The organism is Micromonospora coerulea, assembly GCF_016598485.1.
In the GTDB taxonomy this organism is placed as follows: domain Bacteria; phylum Actinomycetota; class Actinomycetes; order Mycobacteriales; family Micromonosporaceae; genus Micromonospora; species Micromonospora coerulea.
Genome location: NZ_JAEMUW010000005.1, coordinates 286806 through 308033, shown reverse-complemented (window position 1 = coordinate 308033; position 21228 = coordinate 286806). Strand labels below are relative to the sequence as shown.

General features: G+C 69.9%; 23 protein-coding genes and 1 tRNA gene. 10 read left to right on the top strand and 14 right to left on the bottom strand.

Features of this window, described 5'->3' with window-relative positions:
* Window positions 1–88 precede the first annotated feature (88 nt).
* Complete coding sequence (locus tag I8N68_RS09915; protein ID WP_307812727.1) at window positions 89–466, bottom strand: FmdB family zinc ribbon protein; 378 nt, start codon at window positions 464–466, stop codon at window positions 89–91.
* A 40-nt stretch (window positions 467–506) separates the two neighbouring features.
* Window positions 507–1172, bottom strand: coding sequence for a 5-formyltetrahydrofolate cyclo-ligase (locus I8N68_RS09910; protein WP_200209578.1), 666 nt, complete (start codon window positions 1170–1172; stop codon window positions 507–509).
* An 85-nt stretch (window positions 1173–1257) separates the two neighbouring features.
* Between I8N68_RS09910 and I8N68_RS09905 the strand changes: the two genes are divergently transcribed.
* From I8N68_RS09905 to I8N68_RS09875, 7 genes are all read left to right on the top strand, one after another.
* On the top strand, window positions 1258–3477 hold the full coding sequence (locus tag I8N68_RS09905) for a GGDEF domain-containing protein (protein ID WP_200209577.1): 2220 nt from the start codon (window positions 1258–1260) through the stop codon (window positions 3475–3477).
* A 9-nt stretch (window positions 3478–3486) separates the two neighbouring features.
* The gene (locus tag I8N68_RS09900) at window positions 3487–4440 is read left to right on the top strand and encodes a UTP--glucose-1-phosphate uridylyltransferase (RefSeq protein WP_200209576.1); all 954 of its coding nucleotides are present in this window, start codon (window positions 3487–3489) and stop codon (window positions 4438–4440) included.
* Window positions 4437–5750 (top strand): molybdopterin molybdotransferase MoeA, encoded by a 1314-nt coding sequence (locus tag I8N68_RS09895; RefSeq protein ID WP_200209575.1) that lies wholly within the window; start codon window positions 4437–4439, stop codon window positions 5748–5750. The genes I8N68_RS09900 and I8N68_RS09895 overlap by 4 nt, the downstream gene beginning before the upstream one ends.
* A 32-nt stretch (window positions 5751–5782) precedes the next feature.
* Window positions 5783–6391, top strand: coding sequence for a GNAT family N-acetyltransferase (locus tag I8N68_RS09890; protein ID WP_200209598.1), 609 nt, complete (start codon window positions 5783–5785; stop codon window positions 6389–6391).
* A gap of 178 nt (window positions 6392–6569) precedes the next feature.
* Window positions 6570–7364: a divisome protein SepX/GlpR gene (sepX, locus tag I8N68_RS09885; protein WP_200209574.1), complete on the top strand. Its 795-nt coding sequence runs from the start codon at window positions 6570–6572 to the stop codon at window positions 7362–7364.
* Between the two features lie 149 nt (window positions 7365–7513).
* Window positions 7514–7587: transfer RNA gene (locus I8N68_RS09880), tRNA-Ala, on the top strand.
* Window positions 7588–7692: 105 nt separating this feature from the next.
* Complete coding sequence (locus I8N68_RS09875) at window positions 7693–8169, top strand: DUF4279 domain-containing protein (RefSeq protein WP_200209573.1); 477 nt, start codon at window positions 7693–7695, stop codon at window positions 8167–8169.
* 12 nt (window positions 8170–8181) lie between these two features.
* Here the strand turns inward: I8N68_RS09875 and I8N68_RS09870 are convergent, their stop codons facing one another.
* Genes I8N68_RS09870 through I8N68_RS09860 form a run of 3 tightly spaced genes read right to left on the bottom strand, consistent with a single transcriptional unit; the run spans window position 8182 to window position 11161 of the window.
* Window positions 8182–9399 (bottom strand): tyrosine-type recombinase/integrase, encoded by a 1218-nt coding sequence (locus I8N68_RS09870; RefSeq protein WP_200209572.1) that lies wholly within the window; start codon window positions 9397–9399, stop codon window positions 8182–8184.
* On the bottom strand, window positions 9399–9596 hold the full coding sequence (locus I8N68_RS09865; protein ID WP_200209571.1) for a helix-turn-helix domain-containing protein: 198 nt from the start codon (window positions 9594–9596) through the stop codon (window positions 9399–9401). The genes I8N68_RS09870 and I8N68_RS09865 overlap by 1 nt, the downstream gene beginning before the upstream one ends.
* Window positions 9593–11161, bottom strand: coding sequence for a replication initiator (locus tag I8N68_RS09860; protein WP_200209570.1), 1569 nt, complete (start codon window positions 11159–11161; stop codon window positions 9593–9595). The genes I8N68_RS09865 and I8N68_RS09860 overlap by 4 nt, the downstream gene beginning before the upstream one ends.
* A gap of 540 nt (window positions 11162–11701) precedes the next feature.
* Between I8N68_RS09860 and I8N68_RS09855 the strand changes: the two genes are divergently transcribed.
* Window positions 11702–12100, top strand: a complete 399-nt coding sequence (locus tag I8N68_RS09855; RefSeq protein WP_200209569.1) for a cyclic-phosphate processing receiver domain-containing protein — start codon at window positions 11702–11704, stop codon at window positions 12098–12100.
* Window positions 12101–12702: 602 nt separating this feature from the next.
* On the opposite strand, the gene I8N68_RS09850 is transcribed toward I8N68_RS09855, so the two are convergent.
* The 4 genes from I8N68_RS09850 to I8N68_RS09835 all read right to left on the bottom strand — a co-directional run bounded on the left by I8N68_RS09850 (window position 12703) and on the right by I8N68_RS09835 (window position 15102).
* Window positions 12703–12960 (bottom strand): hypothetical protein, encoded by a 258-nt coding sequence (locus I8N68_RS09850; protein ID WP_200209568.1) that lies wholly within the window; start codon window positions 12958–12960, stop codon window positions 12703–12705.
* 486 nt (window positions 12961–13446) lie between these two features.
* The gene (locus I8N68_RS09845) at window positions 13447–14175 is read right to left on the bottom strand and encodes a hypothetical protein (RefSeq protein ID WP_200209567.1); all 729 of its coding nucleotides are present in this window, start codon (window positions 14173–14175) and stop codon (window positions 13447–13449) included.
* Between the two features lie 201 nt (window positions 14176–14376).
* Window positions 14377–14733: a hypothetical protein gene (locus I8N68_RS09840; RefSeq protein WP_200209566.1), complete on the bottom strand. Its 357-nt coding sequence runs from the start codon at window positions 14731–14733 to the stop codon at window positions 14377–14379.
* 81 nt (window positions 14734–14814) lie between these two features.
* A complete protein-coding gene (locus I8N68_RS09835) occupies window positions 14815–15102 on the bottom strand; it encodes a hypothetical protein (RefSeq protein ID WP_200209565.1) in 288 nt (95 codons plus the stop codon).
* A gap of 826 nt (window positions 15103–15928) precedes the next feature.
* Between I8N68_RS09835 and I8N68_RS09830 the strand changes: the two genes are divergently transcribed.
* Complete coding sequence (locus tag I8N68_RS09830; protein WP_200209564.1) at window positions 15929–16327, top strand: FxLYD domain-containing protein; 399 nt, start codon at window positions 15929–15931, stop codon at window positions 16325–16327.
* Between the two features lie 268 nt (window positions 16328–16595).
* Here I8N68_RS09830 and I8N68_RS33575 read toward each other — a convergent pair whose 3' ends face one another.
* The 4 genes from I8N68_RS33575 to I8N68_RS09810 form a co-directional block, all read right to left on the bottom strand.
* Window positions 16596–17255, bottom strand: a complete 660-nt coding sequence (locus I8N68_RS33575; RefSeq protein WP_200209563.1) for an HNH endonuclease family protein — start codon at window positions 17253–17255, stop codon at window positions 16596–16598.
* 116 nt (window positions 17256–17371) lie between these two features.
* Window positions 17372–17773: a DUF8847 domain-containing protein gene (locus I8N68_RS34545; RefSeq protein WP_504739816.1), complete on the bottom strand. Its 402-nt coding sequence runs from the start codon at window positions 17771–17773 to the stop codon at window positions 17372–17374.
* Window positions 17721–18332 (bottom strand): G5 domain-containing protein, encoded by a 612-nt coding sequence (locus I8N68_RS09815; protein ID WP_307812724.1) that lies wholly within the window; start codon window positions 18330–18332, stop codon window positions 17721–17723. Before I8N68_RS09815 ends, I8N68_RS34545 begins: the two co-directional genes overlap by 53 nt.
* Window positions 18333–18766: 434 nt before the next feature.
* On the bottom strand, window positions 18767–19222 hold the full coding sequence (locus I8N68_RS09810) for a lamin tail domain-containing protein (RefSeq protein WP_234039183.1): 456 nt from the start codon (window positions 19220–19222) through the stop codon (window positions 18767–18769).
* A gap of 249 nt (window positions 19223–19471) precedes the next feature.
* On the opposite strand from I8N68_RS09810, the gene I8N68_RS09805 reads away from it, so the two are divergent.
* Complete coding sequence (locus I8N68_RS09805) at window positions 19472–20596, top strand: DUF4236 domain-containing protein (protein WP_200209560.1); 1125 nt, start codon at window positions 19472–19474, stop codon at window positions 20594–20596.
* 273 nt (window positions 20597–20869) lie between these two features.
* Here the strand turns inward: I8N68_RS09805 and I8N68_RS09800 are convergent, their stop codons facing one another.
* Window positions 20870–21205: a hypothetical protein gene (locus tag I8N68_RS09800; protein ID WP_200209559.1), complete on the bottom strand. Its 336-nt coding sequence runs from the start codon at window positions 21203–21205 to the stop codon at window positions 20870–20872.
* Between the last annotated feature and the right edge of the window lie 23 nt (window positions 21206–21228).

Genomic DNA, 21228 nt, shown 5'->3' with positions numbered 1-21228 from the left:
CAATGCCCACACCGGGACGCGATCTGCTAAGCCGGCAGCATGATCATGACGCGTGAGCCGGCGACCTGGCCGGCTCACGGCACCGGCGTCAGGACGAGGAGGACGACGAGCTGGAGGTGCTGGCCGCCGGGGTCTTGGTCGAGCTGGCGCCGGACGAGGAGGACGAGCCGTTCGTCGAGCCGGAGCTGGACGAGCCGGCGTCGCCGCCGGAGGAGGACTCCGACTTCGCCGGCTTGCCCGGGGTGCTCGACGTGGCGTCCGCGCCGGACGAGCGCGAGTCGGTGCGGTAGAAGCCCGAGCCCTTGAAGACGATGCCGACCGAGTTGAAGACCTTGCGCAGCCGCCCCTCACACGCCGGGCACTCGGTCAGCGGCTCGTCAGAGAAGGACTGCACCGCCTCGAGCTGGTGGCCGCACGTGGTGCAGGCGTACTGGTACGTGGGCACGTTCTCCTCCGGATCTGGCACGGCCGGTTGGCACTCGACGTATTCGAGTGCCAATGGTGCGTCATCCGACCCGGCTTCGTCCAGCGGAAGCGGGCGGTCCCACACCGGGTGCCTCCGCAAGGGTACGCAGCCCGCCGGCGGGCGTGATCACGGCGCGGACCGGACGGTCGTGCGGCTGGGCGGGGACCTGCGCGACCAGCTCCCCGTCGTGCAGCAGCGCCACCGTGACGGTCGACACGGGCACCCGGGCCAGCGCCCGGTCGTACGAGCCGCCGCCACGGCCGAGCCGCAACCCTCGATGGTCCACCGCCAGGGCGGGCACGACCACCAGCTGCGCGTCGACCACCGCGGATCGCCCCAGCCGGGGGCCGGCGGGTTCGCGCAACCCGCGTCCCGCCGCGACCAGTGACGCCGAATCGGTGTATACCGCCCAGTCCAGGTCGAGGTCGTCGCGGAGCACCGGCAGCAGCAGCTCCGCCTCCGGCGCCAGTACCGCCCGTAGCACCGCCGGCAGGTCCGCGCCGCCGGGCTCCGACCCGACCGGGACGTACCCGGTCATCCGGGTCGGACGCAGCCGGCGTACCAGGGCGACCAGCTCGGCCTGGACCCGCGCGGCGGCGTCGGCACGCTGCGCACCGGTCAGGGCCCGGCGGTGGGCGAGCAGCGTGATTCGGGTCTCGCGCTTGGCCTCGTGCGGCCCTTCCGCTTCATCAGCAAATTCCGGCAACGCAACACTCCTCACCCAACGCTCGCCAGAGCGTAGCTCTGTGTCAGCATCGCAACATCGGGCGTGCAACTTCCGGGGGGAAGCGTTGACGCTACGCGGGCGGTTGACGGCGGCCTTCCTCGCGGTGGTGCTCGGCCCCGTCCTGCTCGGCGCGTTTTTCGTCGGCTCGACCATGGCGGCCGTCGACCGGAGCCGCGCCACCGAGCGGCTCGGGCTGGCCGCCGCCGGGGTGCGTACCTCGGTGGATGCGCTCTGTCAGCAACTGCGCGCCGCGGCCGACGCGGTCGCGCTGGTCACCGACCCCGCCGCCCGCTCCGGCGCGGCGGCCCAGGTGGTCGGCCGGGGTCTGGCCGCCGCCGTCCGGGTCACCGACACGGCCGGCCGTTTCACCTACGCCACCGCCGGCGGCCCCGCCGAGCCGTGGCAGGACTGCTCCGGCGACCCGGCGCCCGGCGGTCCGGTCGGCGCGCTCGCCGCCCGGGTCCAGCTCCGCGACCCCGCCGGCACCGACCTGGGCACGGTCGTCGCCGCCCAATCCGTCGACCCGGCGTTCGTCGCGCGCCTCGCCGCGGTGACCGGCGTCGCGATCACCCTCCTCGACGACGCCGCCGGCCCGGTCCGGGTCACCCACACCACCGAGAACCGGGAGGTACGCGCGGCGGTGCTGGCCGCCGCCGACCGCGCCGACGGGGACCGGGTCACCGAGACCGCCGACGGCCGGTACGTCCGTCGGCTCGGCCCGTCCCCGGGGCAGCCGCTGCCGCTGGTGCTCTCGGTACCCGGGGAGCGGCCGCCCGGCCTGTACGCCGCGCTGGTCAGCGCGGTGGTGCTGGCCGCGCTGCTGGCGGTGCTGGCCGCCTGGCGACTGGCCCGGGCCACCACCCGGCCCCTGATGCAGCTGGCCGGGGCGGTGGACCGGGTGGCGCACGGCGACCTGACCGCCCGGGTGCCGGTGCGCAGCCGGGACGAGATCGGCCGACTCGCCCTCGCCTTCAACCGGATGACCCGGGAGACCGGCACCTATGTCACCGCGCTGACCAGCAGCCGCGACCAGCTGCGCGGTCACCTGGCGGTGCTCGGCGACACGCTGGCCAGCACCCACGACCTGGAACGCATCCTGCGGGTGATCCTGCACAGCGCGATCGCGGCGACCGGCGCCCGGGCCGGGGCGGTGCTGCTGCTCGACCCCGACGGTGTGCTGGTCGCCCAGTGCGCCGAAGGGCTGGAGGGGCGCTGGCCGGTCGAAGATCCGGCCGACCCGGCGACGGTGCGGGTGCCGGTCGGCGCCGGGGTGATCGGCACGGTGGTCGCCACGGGGGAGCCGCTGCGCGGCCGGTGGGAGCCGACGGCCACGCCGACCGCGGAACCGCTCTGCGAGACGTACGTCGCCGTGCCCTTCTCCGCGCCCGGGGCGGCGGACCTGGGCGGGCGCGGTGGCCCCGACCGGCCGGGGCACCCGCCGGCCGGCGCGGACGGTGACGGCGGCGCGGGCGGGGGCGGGACGCTGGGCGTGCTGGCCCTCTACGACCGGCTCGGTGGCGACGAGTTCGACGACGACGATCTGGAGACACTGCGTACCTTCGCCGGGCACGCCGCGGTCGCGGTGGACAACGTGCGGGTGCACGAGGAGGCGCAGCGGCTGTCGCTGACCGACCCGCTCACCGGGCTGTGGAACTACCGCTACCTGCGCGAGTCGATCCGGCGGGAGGTGGAACGGGCCAACCGGTTCGGCCGGATGCTCAGCGTGCTGGCGCTGGACCTGGACCGGTTCAAGGACGTCAACGACACCTGGGGCCACACCGCCGGGGACGCGGTCCTGGTCGAGTTCGCCCGCCGGGTACGCGGGGAGATCCGCGAGGTGGACCTGGCCTTCCGGCACGGCGGCGAGGAGTTCGTGGTGCTGCTGCCGGAAACCGACGCCCGGGGCGCGACCATCGTCGCCGAACGGCTCGGCGCGGTGGTCCGGGGCAGCCCGGTGCGGGTGGACTCGAACGGTGGCGAGCCGGTGCTGGTGCCGGTGACCGTCTCCATCGGCATCGCCGTCTACCCCGACCACGCCGCCTCCGGGCAGCAGGTGCTGGACGCGGCGGACGACGCCCTGTACGCGGCCAAGGCCGCCGGCCGGGACGGCTACCGGCTCGCCCAGCTTCCCGACCCGCCGCCCACCCAGGAGATCCCGGTGGTGGCCGGGGCGGCCAGCCCGCCGGACGGACTGCCCCGGGCGGGTGCCGTGGACGCCGCGGGCGCGGCCACGGGCGGCGCGTCTTCCGGTCCTCACCCGCCGCGGCAGGGCCGTGGCCGATAGTCTCGCGACATGTCGGAGCACTCAGCGAACCCCTCAACGATCGCCGCGACCGGTCGTCCACGCGCGTTCAAGGCCGTGATCCCGGCCGCCGGCCTGGCCACGCGGTTCCTGCCGGCGACCAAGGCGGTGCCCAAGGAACTGCTGCCGGTGGTGGACCGGCCGGTGCTGCAGTACATCGTCGAGGAGGCCACCCAGGCCGGGATCGGCGACGTGCTGCTGATCACCGGGCGGGGCAAGACGTCGATGGTGGACCACTTCGACCGCCGCCCCGACCTGGAGGCCCGGCTGACGGAAAAGCCCGAGCTGCTGGCCGCCGTGCAGCGCCCCAGCGAACTGGCAGAGATCTACACCTGCCGGCAGCCCGAGCAGCTCGGCCTTGGCCACGCCGTCGGGTACGCCGAGTTGCACGTCGGCGAGCAGCCCTTCGCGGTGCTGCTGGGCGACGAGTTCGTCAAGCCGTCCGAGCCGCTGCTGCCGGCCATGCTGGAGCTCCAGGCCCGTACCGGCGGCATCGTGCTCGCCTTCTTCGAGGTCGACCCGGCCGACACCAAGCGGTACGGCATCGCCTCGGTCGAGCCGGCCGAGTCGGAGCTGACCGACGTCGGCGAGGTCGTCCGGGTGACCGGCATGGTGGAGAAGCCCAAGCCGGAGGACGCCCCGAGCAACCTGGCCGTCCTCGGTCGGTACGTGCTGCCCGCGACGATCTTCGACGCGATCCGGCGCACCGAGCCGGGCAGCGGCGGCGAGATCCAGCTGACCGACGCGATGGAGCTGCTGCGCAACGAGGGCACTCCGGTGCACGCCATCGTCTACCGGGGCACCCGCTACGACACCGGCATGCCGCTGGGCTACCTCCAGACCGTCGTGCAGATCGCCGTCGAGCGGGACGACCTGGGCGCCGAGTTCCGCAAGTGGCTGACCGAGTTCGTCAACTCCGACGCGTCGGGCGGTCCCAGTACATGACCGCGACGGCCGACGCCGAGGCGGCCGCGAACGAGTTGACGCCGCTCGCCGACTACCTGGGCAGCGTGCTGCGCAGGTTACGCGCGCTGCCTCCGCTCGACCTCGACCTCACCCAGGCGTACGGCAACGTCCTCGCCGAGGACGTCGTCGCGCCGCACGCGTTCCCCGCCTTCGACCAGGCGGCGGTGGACGGGTACGCCGCGCGCTGGGAGGACATCTCCGGGGGGAGCCGGGGCCTGGGATACGTCCCGGCCCCCTCCGGCACGCCCGGCGGCCACAGCATCCGGCTGAACGTGGTCGGCGACCTCGGCGCGGCGAGCTGGCGGCCGGTCCGGCTCACCCCCGGTTCCTGTTTCTCGGTGGCCGCCGGTGCGCCGCTGCCGATCGCCGCCGACGTGGTGGTCCCGGTGGAGTGGACCGACCAGGGCATGGCCGCGGTGGAGATCTTCCGCGCCCCCAAGCGCGGGTACGGCGTCCGCCGCGCCGGTGAGGAACTGCCCGCCGGCACCCTGCTCGCCCGCGCCGGCACGTACGTCTCGCCGGCCCTGGTCGCCGTCTTCGCCGCCACCGGCATCGGGCACGTGGTGGTCCGGCCCAGCCCGCGGGTGGTCATCGTGGCCACCGGCGACGAACTGGTCGACGTGGGCCGGGGCAGCCAGCCCGGGCAGGTGGTGGACGCCAACTCACACGCGCTTACCGCCGCCGCCGCCGAGGCCGGCGCGCTGGCGTACCGGGTCGGGATCTGCGACGACGACCCGGAGGCGCTGCGCGGCCTGCTGGAGGACCAGACCCTGCGAGCCGACCTGATCATCACCACCGGCGGCACCGGCACCGGCCCCGGCGACATGGTCCGCCGGATCCTGTCCCGCCGGGACGGCGGCCGGGCCGGGCCGGTGACCTTCACCGAGGTCGCTCTCTATCCCGGAACGGCCCTCGGATTCGGTACGGTCGGCGCCGAGGAGGTGCCGGTGGTGTGTCTTCCCGGTGAGCCCGGCGCGGCGCTGATCGGCTTCGAGGTGCTGGCCCGGCCCGCCATCCAGTTGCTCGCCGGGGCGGAGCCGGTGTTCCGGCCCAGCGTCCGGGCGCATCTGCTGGAGACCGTCTCGTCGCCCAGCGGGCTGCGCGAGTTCCGCCCCGCGCACGTGGCCGAGCGGCGTGGCGGCGGCTACACCGTGCAGCCGCTCAGCGGGGGGCCGTTCACCCTCTCCGGCCTGGCCGAGGCCAACGGGCTGCTGGTGCTGGGCGAGCGGGTGACCACGGCGGCTGCGGGATCCACTGTGGATGTGCTCCTGCTGGACCGGCGTCGGTGAGCTGGTTCCAGCGGCCGCCCGGGTGGCCGGCGGTGCTGGTGGACGGTCCGGTGGTGCTGCGGCCGTACCGACGCTCGGACGCCGCTGCCTGGTCGGAGATCCGGCGGGCCAACCGGGTCTGGCTCGCCCCGTGGGAGTCGCACCTGCCGGGCACCTGGGACGAGGTGAACTCGCCCGCCGCGTTCCGCTACGTCCACGCCGACCAGCGACGTTCGGCGCGTACCGGCGACGGCATGCCGTTCGCGGTCTGCCTGCGCGAGGACGGGCAGGAGCGGCTGGTCGGTCACCTCAACATCGGCAGCATCGTCCGGCGGGCGTTCTGCTCCGGGTACGTCGGGTACTGGGTGGACTCCCGGGTGGCCGGTCGCGGGGTGATCCCCACCGCGGTGGCGCTCGCCGTGGACCACGCGTTCGGCCCGGGTGGGCTGCACCGGGTCGAGGTGAACATCCGCCCGGAGAACCGGCCGTCGCGGCGGGTGGTGGAGAAACTCGGCTTCCGCGAGGAGGCGTACCACGTGCGCTACATGCACATCGACGGTGCCTGGCGTGACCACATCGGATACGCGATGACCAATGAGGAAGTCGCCGCCGAAGGTGGACTGTTGGCCCGCTGGCACCGCGTACGTGACAGGCGAGGGTGAAGCGCCCCACGCTCGGGGCCCGGCGCGGCGCACGGTCAACTCGGTCGACGGCCCGTAACCTCAAGTAACTGCAAGCTGTGGCAAGCGCTGCCCGCCCGCAGGATCTGCGCCGTGGACGACCATCCGGGGAAGATCCTGCGGCCGACCGGCGGTTGCCCCGAACTCGGTGACGGGAGGGGTGAGGGTGCCGACGTCGGTGCTCCTCGCCGTCCTCGCCGCCGCCGGTCTGCTCGCCCTCGCGCCGGCGCTGGTCCGCCGGTACGACGCCACCGAGCGGCTGGTGGCGGAGCGGGCGCAGTCGACGGCGCGGGTGCTCCAGCGCCGCCGACGGCGCCGCACTGTGCCGGGACGGCGACCGGTCAACCCGTCCCGCTCCCTCGTCGTCACTTTGAGTGAGGATTTGACCACGGGGGGTCTGAGCGCCCCGATCTCCGCGCCGCCCGCCGCGCGCCGCGCCAAGCGGCTGCGCGCCGTGCCAGCCGCCGCGAACAAGTCCCGCCGGCGGCACCCGCCGCAGCGGCGCCACCACACCCCGGCGATCTACCGCCGTCGCCGGGTGCTCGCCGCGCTGCTGCTGCTCAACTTCGTCGAGCTGATCGGCGTGATCCTGGTCAGCCCCGGGTTCTGGATCAGCTTCTCGGTGACCGGGATGCTGCTGGTGGCGTACGTCGTACACCTGCGGCAGCGCGCCCTCGCCGAGCGCCGGCGGCGGCGCGCGGAGGCCCGGGAGGCAGCCTGGCTGGCCGCCCGGCAGGCCGAGGTGCGCCGGGAGCAGGCCCGCCGCGCCGCCGCCCGCCGCGAGGCCCAGCGCCGCCTGGCCGCCCAGCGCGAGGCGGTCCGCCGTACGGCGATGGGGCTGGACCGGCCGGCGGACCTCCCGGCGGCGGCCGCCGGCGGCTCCGTCTCCTACCGGCGGGCGGGCGGCCTTCGCGGCCGGCCCTACCAGTCCGGCCGAGGCTCCCACTCCGCCTGACCTTCCTTGATCCACGCAGGCGGGGATGGAGTTGATCATTCGGCGTCGCGCCGGAGGGGTGATTCGCGGTGGAGGCCGTCGACCTGTTAGCCTTGTCGCCGGCCCGCCCGGTGAAAGCCGGGTGGGACCGACGCTGGTTCGCCGGCGGAGGGGTTGTGGCGCAGTCCGGTAGCGCACCTCGTTCGCATCGAGGGGGTCAGGGGTTCGAATCCCCTCAACTCCACCCAGTTCAAAGGCCGTTTCCCGTGGTGGGAGACGGCCTTTTTCGATCTTGTACAGCAGTGGAGTACAGCAGCGCCGAAGGTACGTGCGCAGGTAGGGTCCCTCGGTGATCGTCTCGCAGTACGTGTACTTCGCGCTGAGCTCCGAGCGGGTTTCGGCCGCCGAGATCACGGCGAGGCTCGGCATCGAAGCAGACGAGATTGCCGTTCGTGGCAGCCGCGTGGCCAGCCCGCCCAGGCCCGCCAGCCACCGGTGGAAGATCACCTGTCGCAAGCCCGGGTTGACGGTGGACGAGCAGATCAACCGGATCGTGGATCGGCTCTTCGACCACGCGGAACGCATCGGCAGACTTGCCGCAGAGCTGGACGCCATCGATGGAGAGCCGGGCGCGAGCGTGCTGCAAGTCGTCCGTGTGTTCGAGCATCCGGACGGCGAGGAAGAAGACCTGACCGGCCCGGTCGAAGGACTGGAGAAGCTCGCCGGTCAGCACCAGTTGTTTGGCTGGCACCTTGACGGCCGGGTGTTGGAGTTCCTCCGACTGACGCGAGCGGAGCTTGACGTGGACGAGTACGCCTACGGATGAGGCTGGCTGTGGCTAGAGGAACTGCTCGCCGAGCCTGGTGAGGGCGGTTTCGGTCGCCTCCGAGGCGACCTGGGCGTAGATGTTCATGGTCACGGCGATCTGGCTGTGCCGCAGGATCCGCATCATGACCCGGGGGTGCACGTCGAGGGCCACCAGCAGGGTGGCGCAGGTGCGCCGGGTGGTGTGCACGGAGATCTCCCGGACGCCCGCCTTGCGGCAGCGCGTCTTGAACTCCCGGTGGAAGTTCCTCGGCTCGATCGGCGTCCCGAGCCGGGTGGTGAAGACCAGGCCGTTGTCCTGCCAGGCCCGGCCGGCGTGCTCCCGGTGCCGCTTCTGATCTTCCTGGCGAGACCGCAGGGCAGCGGTGCAGATGGCCGGCAGGGGCAGGGTGGCGTTCGACGCCTCGGTCTTGGTCTCCCGGTGCAGGAGCTGCCGGCGGATGCGCTGGAGCTGGTAGGCCACCGACAGCTCGTTGGCGGCCAGGTCGACGTCCTCCCATCGCAGGCCCAGCACCTCACCCCGGCGCAGCCCGAGCACGAGGATCAGGACGTACGCGGCGTAGAGCGGGTCGCCGTCGGCGCGGGCCGATTCCAGGAACTGGCGGACCTCGTTAACGGACCACGGCTTGTCCTTGCGCGGGCGGGGCTTGGCTACCCGGAGCAGCGCTGCCGGGTTTCGGGTCAGCAGCTCGTCCCGGACGGCGTTGTTCAACGCGGCGCGGAGCGTCGTCCAGGCGTCGCGGGCGGTCCGTTCGGAGACGGCCCGTTGGCAGCAGCGGCCGGAGGCGCAGCACTTCCGCTTGCCCTCAGGCCGGGCGGCGTCCTTGCCCTGTAGGCAGCACTGGCAGGCGGACCGGAGCTGGTTGAGCCAGGTCTGCACATCCCGGACCGTCAGCTTGTCGAGGCGGCGGGAGCCCAGCCCCGGCGTGATGTAGAGGCGGACGAACATGTCGTAGTTGGCCGCCGTGGCGGGGGCCAGGTTCGGCTCGACGACATCGCGGAGCCACGAGTCGAGGTAGCCGGCGAGGGTGGGCAGGCGGGTGACGACCGGCCCGGCCTTGGCCTGCTGGTGCAGCCTGATCCACTTTTCGTGGACTGCTTCACGGGTCTGCCCGTAGACGTACTTGCGGGTGCGCTTGCCGTCGGGCTTGGCGACCCAGACGTAGGCGGCGAAGCCGTTGCGGTAGGGGAAGATCGACCCTTCCCCGTTCGCGCGAGAGCGACCCGGCATTAGGCGGCCTCCTGGCGTTCGACCTGTTCGCGGATGTAGTCGTCGACCCATTCGGGGAGGATGCGGCGGTACTTGCCGTCCTTGATGGAGCGCAGCTCGCCGGTGGCGATCTTCGACTTGACCTTGGAGATGCCGAAGCCGAGCAGAACGGCGACCTCGGCGGGTGAGTACCAGCGCGGGGTGAGGTTCCGGCTCATGCGGCGGCCCCGGCGAGCCAGGCCTCGTGGGCGAGTTCTTCCCGGCCAATGCGTCTGGCCTCCCGCCGCTGTCTTGCGGCGGTGTTCGCGAGCAGGGCATCACCTTCGGAGAGCCAGCCAGCACCGATGTAGGTGAGGGTGCCGACGGTGATGGTGTCGGCGGGTTCGTCGTCTTCCGTGCGGCGGTAGGTGGCGCGGGTGTCGCGGAGCAGGCCGAAGGTGACGGAGTAGCGGCGGGCTTTGGTGAGGAAGTGGCCGCCGAAGCCGAGCATGTGCGCCCATCGGCGCAGCCCGGCGTAGGAGTTGGGTTTGGTGTCAAGACGGGCTTGACGCTGCTCGGCGGTTGGGGCGCCGCTGGCGGTGTTGGTGGGGCTGGGCCTGCCGAGGTGCCAGCAGGCGTCGATGAGGCGGGCGAGGTGGTCGCCTTCCGGGTCGGCGTAGTCGTCGATGGTGGCCGGGGTGAGGCGGGTGGAGCAGTGGCCGGTGGCTTCGGTGGCCTTGGTGGCGTACTTGGCGAGGTAGGCGGCTACCGTGCCGTCGGTCAGCTCGCCGCCAGCGCTGTTGATGCGCCGGACGTCGACCTGCTCGCCCCAGGCGACCAACCAGCCCTGCGGCCGGTCGGGGTGCGGGGGTGTGGAGACGGTGATCCGGCAGGCGGCGACGCGGACGGCTTCCTCTAGGTCGTCGAGGGTAATGCAGGCCGGTGGCGGCACGAGCGCATCCAGGTCGTCCGGATCGACGCCGTCGAGGCGCAGCAGGACGTGGAAGTGCACGGCTGCCCGACGTTGCATCTCGGCGACCTTGCCGTGGGAGACCCGCACGGGCGGCACCCAGCGGACCTTGCCGGAGGCCGTGACAACCCGATGGAGCGGGATGCCGCGTTGGCGGCAGAGGGCGGCGAGGTGGCGTTCGATGGCCTGCTTGGTGCGCCGCCACAGCTCCCCGGAGAACCCGTTCCAGACGACCTGGTGGGCGTGGTCGTAGCAGTCCAGGCACAACGGCTGCCCGAGCCGCGGATCGTCGGCGTCGTGGCGGGCGAAGCACGCCGCGGGCTGGCCGTGTCGGCAGGTGCCGACGTTGCTGCGGGCGCGGCAGGGGGCGGGGCGGCAGTCGCAGCGCTGCCGGTCGCGGCAGGTGTGGCGGGGGACGTGCCGGTGGTGGACCGCGCCGAAGGACGGGGCGGTGAAGGTGGCGAAGACGACCGGGTGCCGGCCGACCGAGGCGGGGACGCCCTTGCCGCCGGTCAGGCCGCAGTGGACGACTTGGTAGGCGTCGCCCTGGTAGACCCAGGCGCAGTCCGGGCAGTGCGATTCGCGGCGGTTGCCGCATGCCTTGTAGAGCGCCCGGTCGGGCAGCTCGTCGGTGTGCAGCCGGCGGGTGATGCGGCCTGTGCCGGCGTCGACGGCGGCGATGGTGCCGGTGAGGCGGACCGGGCGAGCGCAGCCGCCGGCGGCCCGCGTGTGCTCCAGCCAGCCGGAGAACTCCGGCGAGGCGGCGCGATGCAGGGCCTGGGCGTCCCGGCCAGCGGCGAAGCCGGGACGGTACAGGGTGAGTGCGGTGGACACGGCTGTCTCCTCTTCAGGGGGTGGCAGGGACGGGAGACGAAGCACCACCAGCCGTGGACGTCTGTCCGCTGGTGGTGTTCGTCGTGTCTCCTGGCACCGCTGAGAGGGCGGCTGACGCCAGAGGGCGGAATGGTGGTCTCGCCACTTTCCGCCGATGGGTTGTGTCCTTTCGCGCTCGTGCATTCGGTGATCAAGCCCGGCACGGGTGGGGAGCCGGGGATGCCGGCATCCAGCGAGGTTGCCGCAGGCCGCCCCACCCGTGGACGTGTACGAATCCGGGCCATCGTGGACGGCAGGGAAGGCCGTGCTGGGCTGCTCAGCGGATTCGGGCGACCGGCGCAGCGGCCGGTGCGATCGAGAGCCGGCGGGACGTGGCCCGCATCAGCGGCAGGAAGGCCGCTCGGTATCTCCGACGCCAAGTCCAGCGATTCGGCCGGAAGGCCGCGCTGGCGTGCTCGACGAGCGTCAGAGTAGCACCGGGTACCGACACGTCAACCCGCCGTAGTCCGACGCCATATGCGGGCCGCAATAGCGGTGGCGATGGCGGGGCGCTGGTCCAAGGATGGTGACGTGGCTACCGAGAAGCTGCCGGGAATCGTGCTGGTTGACGATCTGCGCTCGTTCGTCGATGGCCGGGTGGCGCAGGTGGCGCGCACCAGCAGGGACGGCATCGAGGCGCTGGAGCGACACCGCGGACAGCGGTTGGACGAGCTGTGGCTGGATCACGACCTCGGCGAGGACGACACGATCTGGCCGGTCGTCGAGGTGTTGGAGCGGGCCGCGTCTGAGGAGGGCCCGTTCGACATCGGCGTGGTGTACGTCCACTCGGCGAACCCGGCCGGCGCTGAAAAGATCATGCAGGCGTTGCGCCGTTGGGGTTACAACGTGCGCTCAGCGGCTGGGTCACCGCATGTCGGCTACCTGGCCGAGGCCGAGTAGCGGCCGCACCCATCGAAGCGCTGGTGGCGCCAGCGGTCGCCGATCCGGGGCAGCCGGCTGCCGGCCGTGTGGGAGGACTTTCCTTACGTCTATCAAGGCGGCCCTTGACGGGCCGCACGCGCCGCCGCCAGGGCGCGCGACCTGCGCTCCGCTGTCGCTCCGCTCCGGCCACGCAGAACGCCCGGCGGCTGGCGCGGACAGCGGGAAGCCCGGAGGGCCGCCACAGAACGACAGACCGTTGACCGGTGGTGTGGTGGCCGGCAGCCGGCCGGGGCCGCGCGGCCAAGACCCGCGCGGCGTCGGGGAACGCACGCCGGCCGCGTCGGCGAGCTGGCGGCGGTCGCGGGGTTGCGGTTAGGGCGCCTCCGGCGGGGGCGCTCCGGCTCCAGGATGGCCGGGGCTCCGCCGGCGGGTCACGGTCCGTGGGTGGTCGCGGTAGGCCATTCCGCCTGCGTCGACCCGGGCAAGCCGAGCAGACCACCGCCCGACCCGCCAGCGCCCGAACGTGTGTCAAGGTCCGCTTACGTGGCGGGCCGGGCGGTGGCCCGCTCCCCCGAGGGCGGGTCGATGGCAGACGGGATGGCGATTCCGCGAGCGGAGGTCTATTTGCCTCGATTGCGTTCGCAAATAGTCACCATGATCATGCACAGGAAGCAGAAGCCGAAGAACAGCAGTAGGGTTTGGATGGTTCCGTCGGGGGCTGGAGCTGACGGATGGATGGAATGCCAAACCTTGACGAATAGATCTCCCGCTCCCATGAGGACAACCACCACGAGGCCGGTAATCATCGAGAGTGCGTTTATCCTCCCAGCGTCTGTCTGGAACTCAACACCCAGCATCTCTTTGACGATCTTCGCCAACTCCCGGAGGGGATTCGGGGTCTTGGGAATCTCTATGACTCCGCCCTACCTAGCTTTCGTAACGTTAGAACGAGGCCCACTGTTGCGAAAACCCCAAATGTGGCTGCCGAAGGTGTCAGGGGAAATTCTTGTACCGTAAACGACAACGCGGCAATAACTCCCCATGCGAACGAGAAAACTGCTAGGGCGGTCCAGAGGCGTTCGTACAGTTTGCCGACCTGCGGTTTCGGCGTATCTCTAAGTAGGACAGCTGAAACCACCTGGTGGCTAGCTAGCAGATCGTTGAGCGAGTAAGAGTCACCCTCGTAGATGATGCTGGGCGAAGTTGAAACTGGCGCGCCGCTGAGCTGTGTCTTCTTATTGGACTGACCCGGGGGCTCAACCTCTGGAGCAATCTTGTTATCGACGCTCTCCGCCAAGGACGGACGCCTGATGGTGCGAACTGAGTCGTCGGTTAGATGGACGAGTCCGAGATCTACTTCGTTGCTAGGCATTCTTGATCACCGGGATAAGTACTCGGGACCTGATGTGCTGGTCAGTTGATCGCGCTTGCCGGCGCATCTCGGTCAAGATGGGTTTAAGGTCTTCCGCCCTGCACTCCAACCTCTGATCGAAGTCCGCCATGTAGCCGAAATCTCCAACCGGTCCGTCGTCTGGAAGTTCGCGAAGTAACTGAGCCGCGCGCTGTTCGGGCTTCATCACTCCGATAACCATCGTTGACAACCTTTGTCCATACTGAGAGTTGATCGAAGAGTTGTAGCTGACTCCGCTATTTAGGGCCGCATTGGCATCTGGATTGAATTCATCAATTCCTGGGAACCGCTTCACTAGTGAGGATTGAATCTTTGACCGTTCGGACTCGTTCTTCAGTGGCTGAAGCTGTACCACCTTCATATAGACGCGCCTGATAATGGGCATGTGCCTCACGGCGGTCATGCAATCGTCTATCCATCTGTAGGCAAAATCGAAGGCGGAATCCCAGCCGTTCCCTCCCTCCGTTACCAGGGAGGCTTGCCTCATGCCGAATGAGCCGAAATTGTTTTCCGTCTCGTGCTCGCCGACCAGCACCAGAGCCTCAGGTTCTAACCGCCAGCGTCCGAATCGTCCGGAATAACCCCATGCCTGTCCCAGGGCACCGCGGGTGTCGAGCCAGAGGAAGGAGGTGTCGTAGTGCACCTGCACCTCCAGGCGCCGCAGCCGGACGTCCTCACGCATTCCCTATGACCCCCCACTTCAGATAGGACAGAGCCCTAGCGCCAGCATGTCATGGGAGTGCCAGCCGGGGCCATCCCGCCGGATCAAAGGGGAAAGCGGGCAAGGACGGACGCCGCTGGACGTTGGCGGACCGCTCGTGCAGCTCAACCAAGCCGCTCCCCCAGCTCACCGCCCAGTGATCGTTCCTTCACACCGAACGAGTCATTCGGCGAGTTCCCGCAGAAGGGTCGCTCGGTCGTCGCTCCACAGTTCGATCGAGTAGCGCAGACCCAAACCAGCGAGGATGGCGCCGAGCGCGTCGACGCGGGACGGATCAACGACGCCGCTGAAGAGGCGTTCATCGGGTGATGCCTCGACTAGTTCGATGCACACCCACTCGTTCTCCACCTCATACTCGGTCCACGAGGTTGCGCGGGCGCGCCAGCCTGCAAGCACGAACATCTCAGCCAGGACCTTCACTCTTGGGGCATGGTGGAGGCGGCCATAGACGTTGTTGTCGAGATCGGCTAGATCGTCGGCAAGACGAGGCCCTGGGGTGCCACCAGAAGTGATCTCCATGGTCTAGCCTCCGTCGTGCCCGTTCCGTGCCCGATGCAACGGCCAACGCCAGTCAGCAGCGGCGGGCCACTGCACGGTGCATCAACGCTCTGTGTTGAGACCCCCTTGATATCGGTCACTCCCCGTGTAGATCAAGGCGATTCCCAAGCTGAGAGTGCCTCGGTGCGATGCGTTGCAGCCCTGCCGGTCGGCACCGACGTCGGCGGCCGAGTCCTGGCGCAGATGCCCTTCGGAGTCTTCGTCGAGATCGAGGGTCACCCAGATGCCGTGGGCCTGTTGGAGATCTCTCAGCTGCCAATCGGAGAGGAGCTGCCGGCCATCGGTGACATCATCGTTGGTGTCGTTGCCGACCACGTAGCTCACAACCATCAGGTGCGCCTTCGGCCTCGACCGGGTGAGTGACCAACTGGGTGACGACCGAGGGGCGTAACGCTGGACGGCATGGACGTCGACGGACCGCTGACGCGGGTGACGGCGCGTTTCGGCGCTGGTGAGGCGACCTTGAGCGTTCCTTCGGGACGAAACAGTCACGACAGCATTCGTGAGGGCAGCAGGGCTGACGGCCCAGATCGCACCCCGAGTCCCGCCCATTACCGCGCGGACGACCCTGCTGCCTGCCGGCCAGTCTGCCACGCGTGGCGTCTCCTGTTGCCGTCGACAGCGGCGGTGACAGCAACCGGCGTGGACAAAGCCCCCCACAAAGGACCAACGCCGGACGATGGCCCGAGGCCAGCGACGCCGACGGACCCCGTCGTTAGCGACGGGCGCCGACAGCCGGGGACCGGGCGTGCAGAGCTCGGCTGTCGATGCGGCCAAGCCCGGCCGGAGGTGCCGGCGTGGTCAGGCCGGACAGTGCCTTCAGCGGGCCGAATAGCGCCGCCACCGCCGAGGGCCGGACAGAGAGCAGGCGACCGAATGGACGGAAAGCCTGCCGACGGGACCGAGCCGACAGCTAGCAGCAACGACAGGAGGTACGGTGCCCGCCATGACCGCGCCCACTCCACCGCCCCCGCCCGGCGGATACCCGCCGCCCCACCAGGCCGGTCCATACCCGCCCCACCAGGCCGGTCCATACCAGCCGCCCCACCAAACGGGTCCATACGCGCATCCGTATGCCCCGACCTCCGCCGGCCCGGCCTCGCCCGGGCAGCCGCCGATCTACCCGGCCACGAGCGGCCCCGGCTTCTACCCGCCCTTGCCGCCGCGGAAGAAGAGCTTCTGGGGGACACCCGGTGGAATCTTCCTCATCGTCTTCGGCTCCGTCGCGTTCCTCGGCTTCATCTGTGTCGGCCTGGTGACGATCGGCCGGATCAGCGACCGCAACGCCGTGGAGCAGCTCGACGTGCAGGTCACCTCCTGCACTGGCACCGGCTCGGTCGCGACGATCGGGTACACGGTGAAGAACACCGGCAGCGAGGCCCGGCGGGTCACGTTGAAGGTGGAGTACCGGGATGCGTCCGGTGCCCGCCTCGACACCGACACCGCGTACGTCGGCAGCGTTCCCGCCGGCGACACCGTCCGCGGTGAGGAGTCGACGATCCTGAACGCGTCTACGTCGGGCGCGATTACGTGCAAGATCGTCAGGGTCTCCTGAACCTGGACATGACGAAGCGCCCCTGCGGCCATGAGGCAACGGGGGCGTTCGGGTATCAGGGGTTGTGGATGGTGAACAGCGGCAGGTGGCTGAAGGCCGAGCAGCCAAACGAGCAGCCGCCGACGGAGGATTGCGGATCGGCACGCCCAGTTGTGCGCGGGGAGCACCCGGAGGAGCAGGGGCGGGGAGCCGACTCGTAAGGCGTAGGTCAGCGCCGAGGCGAGGGCGGCGCAGCCGTACGGAGTGGCACCGCCCTTACCCGTGGTTGCTAGAATGCGCGGACGACGGTGATGGTGACGTTGGGGCAGGAGTTCGCCCAGCTGGTCAGGGCGTTCTTCTCGCTGGTGTCGACGGTGAGCCGCCAGCGGATCTTCGTGGCGACCCATTCGTTGATGTAGCGGCATCGGGCGGAGCTGTAGGGCGGCATCCAGGTGGCGGGGTCCTGGTCGCCCTTGGCCTGGTTGACGTTGTCGGTGACCGCGACCAGGGGGCGGGAGTCGCCGAGGTCGTTGGCGTATGACTGGCGGCGGCTGGTGGTCCAGTTGCGGGCGCCGGAGTCCCAGGCCTCGGCGAGGGGGACCATGTGGTCGATGTCGAGGTCGCTGGTGATCGTCCAATAGGCGTTGTCGTAGTAGGAGTACCAGCGCCCACCGGACAGGGAGCAGCCGGAGCCGACGGTGGGTTTGGTGGTGGCTTCGGCGATGAGGACCTCGTAGCGGGTGTTGCAGCCGTCGCCATCGGCGTCGATCCAGTGCGGGAACAGGCTGCGGTCGTAGCCGGTGCGGACCTCGGTGGCGACGGGCAGGTTCGCCACGGCGGTGCGCAGGTAGGCGGAGTAGGTCTCGGCGTGGGCGGGGGCGGCGGTCAGGGCGGTGGTGGCGGTGACGGCGGCCAGTAGGGTGGCGGTCCATCGCAGGGTGCGGGTCACGGTCGGCTCTCCCGATCATCGAAGATAGCGGTACCTCGATATATACAGGTGTCGACCGTCATAGCAATGGTCTGCGAGCGAACAACTGCAGAACGGCGTTCCGCCGGCGGTAGGTGTCAGCCTCTCACCGCTGAAGCGGGCGGCCGGTACTGGTAGACCTCGGTGCCATCAAGCTTGTCAGCGAGGACGTAGACGTGCTCAACCACAGGCGCCGCGACATCGCTCGCCCCGACGTAGAAGCCAATCTGAGGCAGCCTTACCACTGCCGGTGGACTGCCGTCGGCGGTGACCTCCACTGGCCTCAGTCTCCCGTCGACAGGTCCACCCAGAAACCATGCCTCTACTGCTGCCACTGCCACTCCGCGTACCGCTTGTCGGGGGCTGAGATTCGCCGCTGGCCGGGGGTATAGGAATGAGGCGTGCGGAGGCAGGGGCAGGTCTACCTCCGCACCTTCCTGTATCGCGTCACGTGTCGCAGGCGATGCCGTCGCCGTCTCGGTCCAGGTCGTACTTGTCATCACCGATCACTCGAACCGGCCCGTCGACGTAGGCGGGGCCGTTGCCACTGCCGCCGGCGCAGTCGACGTCGCTGGCGATGGGTACGCAGGCGCCGCTGTAGTTCGGGTCGCACTGCTGGGTGACCTTGGTGCCGACCCTGACGACCTGGGTGACGGGTGCCTTGGTGATCTGCGAGCGGACCAGCTTCTTGGCTGTCTGGACGCCGTCGGTCAGGGTCACCTGGTAGGTGAGGGTCTTGACGCCCGTGACCCCTCGGGTGGTCACCTTTCTGGTGCCCTTGGGTAGCGAGGAGTCGTTGACGGTCCTGGTCTGGTACGCAATCTTCTGCGTCTCGGTGACGGTCCGGGTCGTGACCACTGGGGTGGCCACGACCGTGGGGGTCACCGCAGTCGGCGACGGTGCTGCTGGCGTGGCGGCGAGGCCTGCCTCCGTTGCAGTTGACTGGGCATCCGCGGCCTGAATAGTCGGGGCCGGCTGGGTGGTCGCGTCCTTGTCGGAGCTGGTAGGGGACACGATGGCGACGATGCCGGGCACCCCGCAGCACAACACGACCAGCACCCCTGCGCTGATGAGCGCGATCTTGCCCTTGGACGCCCTCCGCCGTGCCGGCGCCTGATTCCAGCTGGTAGCCGCCGGGAACTGCGCCGTCGGGTACGGCGGTACCTGGCCGCCGTACCCGGCTTGCGGCTGATAGGGCGGTGGCGGCGGGGGTGGCGGAGGCGTTGGCTCTTGCCACGGGTCCTGCGGAGGCTGGTACGTCACCTCTACGAGTGTGCTGACCAGTGTCAACGTTGGAAACCGGCCGGTCGGCCACGATGTGTATCAGCATTTCGACCGACGGTTACCGGCCCCGTTTCCGCTGCTCACCGCCCACCGAGGGAGGCAGCATGTCCCGAGCGTCCCGGCACCGTCGGGGACAGGGGCGGGGGTGAAGGAGCTAAAGCGGAAGCGCCGGCCCGCCTGATGGCGGGCCGGCGCTCATGCGTGCTGTATCAGCAGTTGGTGTAGCTGCCGGTGCTGCCCCAGGAGCACGAGTCGATCGCCGTGTTGGCGGAGTTACGAAGGTAGGCGGCGTCACCGGTGTTGTTCCAGATGTACGCGCCGGAGCCCCAGTAGCGGTGGGTGCTGGTGTTGGTGCCCTTGCCAGTGTGGATGTAGACGCTGGCGCCAGCACCGAGCTTGAAGTCGCTGGCGAACTTGTAGACGTGGCTGGACTTGTCGCGCAGGGTCCAGTACTTCAGGTTGATGGCGGTGGTGCGCTTGTTGGTCAGCCGGATGTACTCGCCGTTGAGGCTGGTGTTCGACCCGGTGTCGCTGCCCGGGGAGTTGTAGTAGGCCTTGGTGATCATGATGGCCGGGGTGGCGGCCTGCGCCGGCGTGGCGGCGGCGAGCGACCCACCGACCGCGATGGCGAGCGCCGCGACGGCACCGATCAGCTTGTTCTTCAAGTGGTCCCCTTGACTCAAAGGTAGAAGCCGGCGAGAACCCATCGCCGGTAGATGCATGGCATCACATACCCGCAAGATCGTAACGATGCGCTACGACAAGTTCGCGAGCCGAAGCCGCAAACGCCGGCGATAGTGCCGGGCCGGGCATCCGAGCATGGCCGATAGGGACCCGGGGGCGACCAGTCGGCGGAGCAGTGATCAGGTAGCAGGCTGAACGGTCGCTCAAGCGCCAGGGCCTACGGTCGGTTGATGGGGTTCTCCATCAAGCTGGCACCCGGGGTGCGTATCCGTGCCTCCTCTCGTGGCATCCGCACCAGTGTCGGTCCGAGGGCGGCCCGGGTGCACTTCGGCGCCGGCCGCACCGGCTTCTCCACTGGCGCGGGTCCCGTCGGCTTCTACACCTCCCTCGGGGGCGGCCGCCGCTCCGGCGGTCGGGCGACGTCGGCCGCGACCTATCAGCGGCAGGTCGCGGCTCAGCAGAGGCAAGCGGCACACGCGCAGCGAGTCGAGGAGGCCCAACGCCTGGCCCAGACCTTCCTGCGCATCCTGGAGCTGCACCGGGTCGACTTCCCCGCTGCCAGCCGACCCATCGCACCGCAACCAGCACCCCCGGACCGGGCAAGCATTCACAAGCACTACGAACAGCATGCCCTGGCCGGCATCGGCCTTTTCGAGCGCGCGAAGCGAGCTCGGGCCAAGCAGTTCGCCACGCAGTGGACCGAGGCCGAGATGCAACGGCAATGGGCGACCCGATGTGAGCAGCAGGAAGGCTGGCAGCAATACCTCGACCAGCGGTGGCAGCAACTGTGCAGCAACTCGCCCGAGGTCGTCCTGGAAACGCTGGAGGAAGCCTTCGAGGACAACGAATCACCCAGCGCCGCCGTCGGCGTCATCGCTGACGAGGTCTCCCTCGTGGTGCTCGTACCCAGCGTGGACCAGGTCGTGCCCGAACGCATGCCCACCACCACCCAGGCCGGCAACCTGTCCCTACGCAAGCTCCCGCAACGCGACCGCGCCGCCTACTACAAACAATTCGTGTGCGGCCAAGTCCTCGTCACCGTTCGGGAAGCTCTTGCCGTCGCACCCGCGATCGCCTCCGCCCGCGTCGCCGTGCTGCGTCAGGACGGGCCCGACAGCTACGGCCGGCCCCGTGTCTCCTGCCTACTCGCCGCCAAGTTCGACCGCCAGGCACTCAACGGCGTTCAGTGGCAGACAGCAGACGCAGCCCGGATCGTCAACGACACCAGCACCGAGCCGCTGCTCAACCAACGAGCCCGCACCGGCGAACTACAACCCCTGAACCTCGCCACCGAGCCCGCACTCGCCGAACTCCTCAGCGCCGTCGACCTGGCCGAGCTAACTAGCGAGCAGTAGGCCGATGAGCCGCAGCAAGAGCTGACCCCTGCGTGACCCCAACCCCACGCCAGAGCAGCACGGTGAGCCAACCCAGCAGGGGCCGGCTGCCGAGGCGGCGACGGTTGGCCAAGGCACGGCGGGGGTTCTCTTAATCCTCTGGTCCGGCCGACGGAGGGTGTAGCAGCGGCTGTAGCAACGATGACGGACGACGGCGCACGACCACGGGCTCGTGACGGGTCGGACGGGGAACGGCCGGCCGGGGATGGACGCGGTCGGAAGGCCGCCCAGAACTTACAAACGAGGGGTCCGATGGCCACGACGGGCGCTGTCACCGGCCGATTCCGGAGCGTCGAGCCAGGCGGAGAGGCGGGCGGGCCAGTCTTCGTTACCGAAGTCCGCTCCGACCAGGAGGTCACGCCAGTCGTCTTGGGCCAGACGTGTGGCACGGTCGAGCTTGTCGAGTCGGCCCTCGGCGAGGCGCACAACCGCTGCAAACATCCGTTCCGGATCCTGACGGGAGTCGGCGACCAATTGATCGAGGCTGTGTAGCCGGTTCACCACCACGTCGGCGTGTTGGGGGAAGTGGGTGTTGATGCGTCGTCGGAGTCGAGGAGAGATGTCCGGCATCTATGGAGGCTACGTGGGCGCGA

Excerpts from the sequence above, each read along its gene's own strand:
- I8N68_RS09800 (WP_200209559.1), bottom strand. The coding sequence starts at position 21,205 with ATGCCGGACATCTCTCCTCGACTCCGACGACGCATCAACACCCACTTC.
- I8N68_RS09855 (WP_200209569.1), top strand. The coding sequence starts at position 11,702 with ATGGCGGGGCGCTGGTCCAAGGATGGTGACGTGGCTACCGAGAAGCTG.
- I8N68_RS09865 (WP_200209571.1), bottom strand. The coding sequence starts at position 9,596 with ATGAGCCGGAACCTCACCCCGCGCTGGTACTCACCCGCCGAGGTCGCC.
- I8N68_RS34545 (WP_504739816.1), bottom strand. The coding sequence starts at position 17,773 with ATGACAAGTACGACCTGGACCGAGACGGCGACGGCATCGCCTGCGACA.
- I8N68_RS09840 (WP_200209566.1), bottom strand. The coding sequence starts at position 14,733 with ATGGAGATCACTTCTGGTGGCACCCCAGGGCCTCGTCTTGCCGACGAT.
- I8N68_RS09835 (WP_200209565.1), bottom strand. The coding sequence starts at position 15,102 with ATGGTTGTGAGCTACGTGGTCGGCAACGACACCAACGATGATGTCACC.
- I8N68_RS09845 (WP_200209567.1), bottom strand. The coding sequence starts at position 14,175 with ATGCGTGAGGACGTCCGGCTGCGGCGCCTGGAGGTGCAGGTGCACTAC.
- I8N68_RS09870 (WP_200209572.1), bottom strand. The coding sequence starts at position 9,399 with ATGCCGGGTCGCTCTCGCGCGAACGGGGAAGGGTCGATCTTCCCCTAC.
- I8N68_RS09900 (WP_200209576.1), top strand. The coding sequence starts at position 3,487 with ATGTCGGAGCACTCAGCGAACCCCTCAACGATCGCCGCGACCGGTCGT.
- I8N68_RS09805 (WP_200209560.1), top strand. The coding sequence starts at position 19,472 with ATGGGGTTCTCCATCAAGCTGGCACCCGGGGTGCGTATCCGTGCCTCC.
- I8N68_RS09895 (WP_200209575.1), top strand. The coding sequence starts at position 4,437 with ATGACCGCGACGGCCGACGCCGAGGCGGCCGCGAACGAGTTGACGCCG.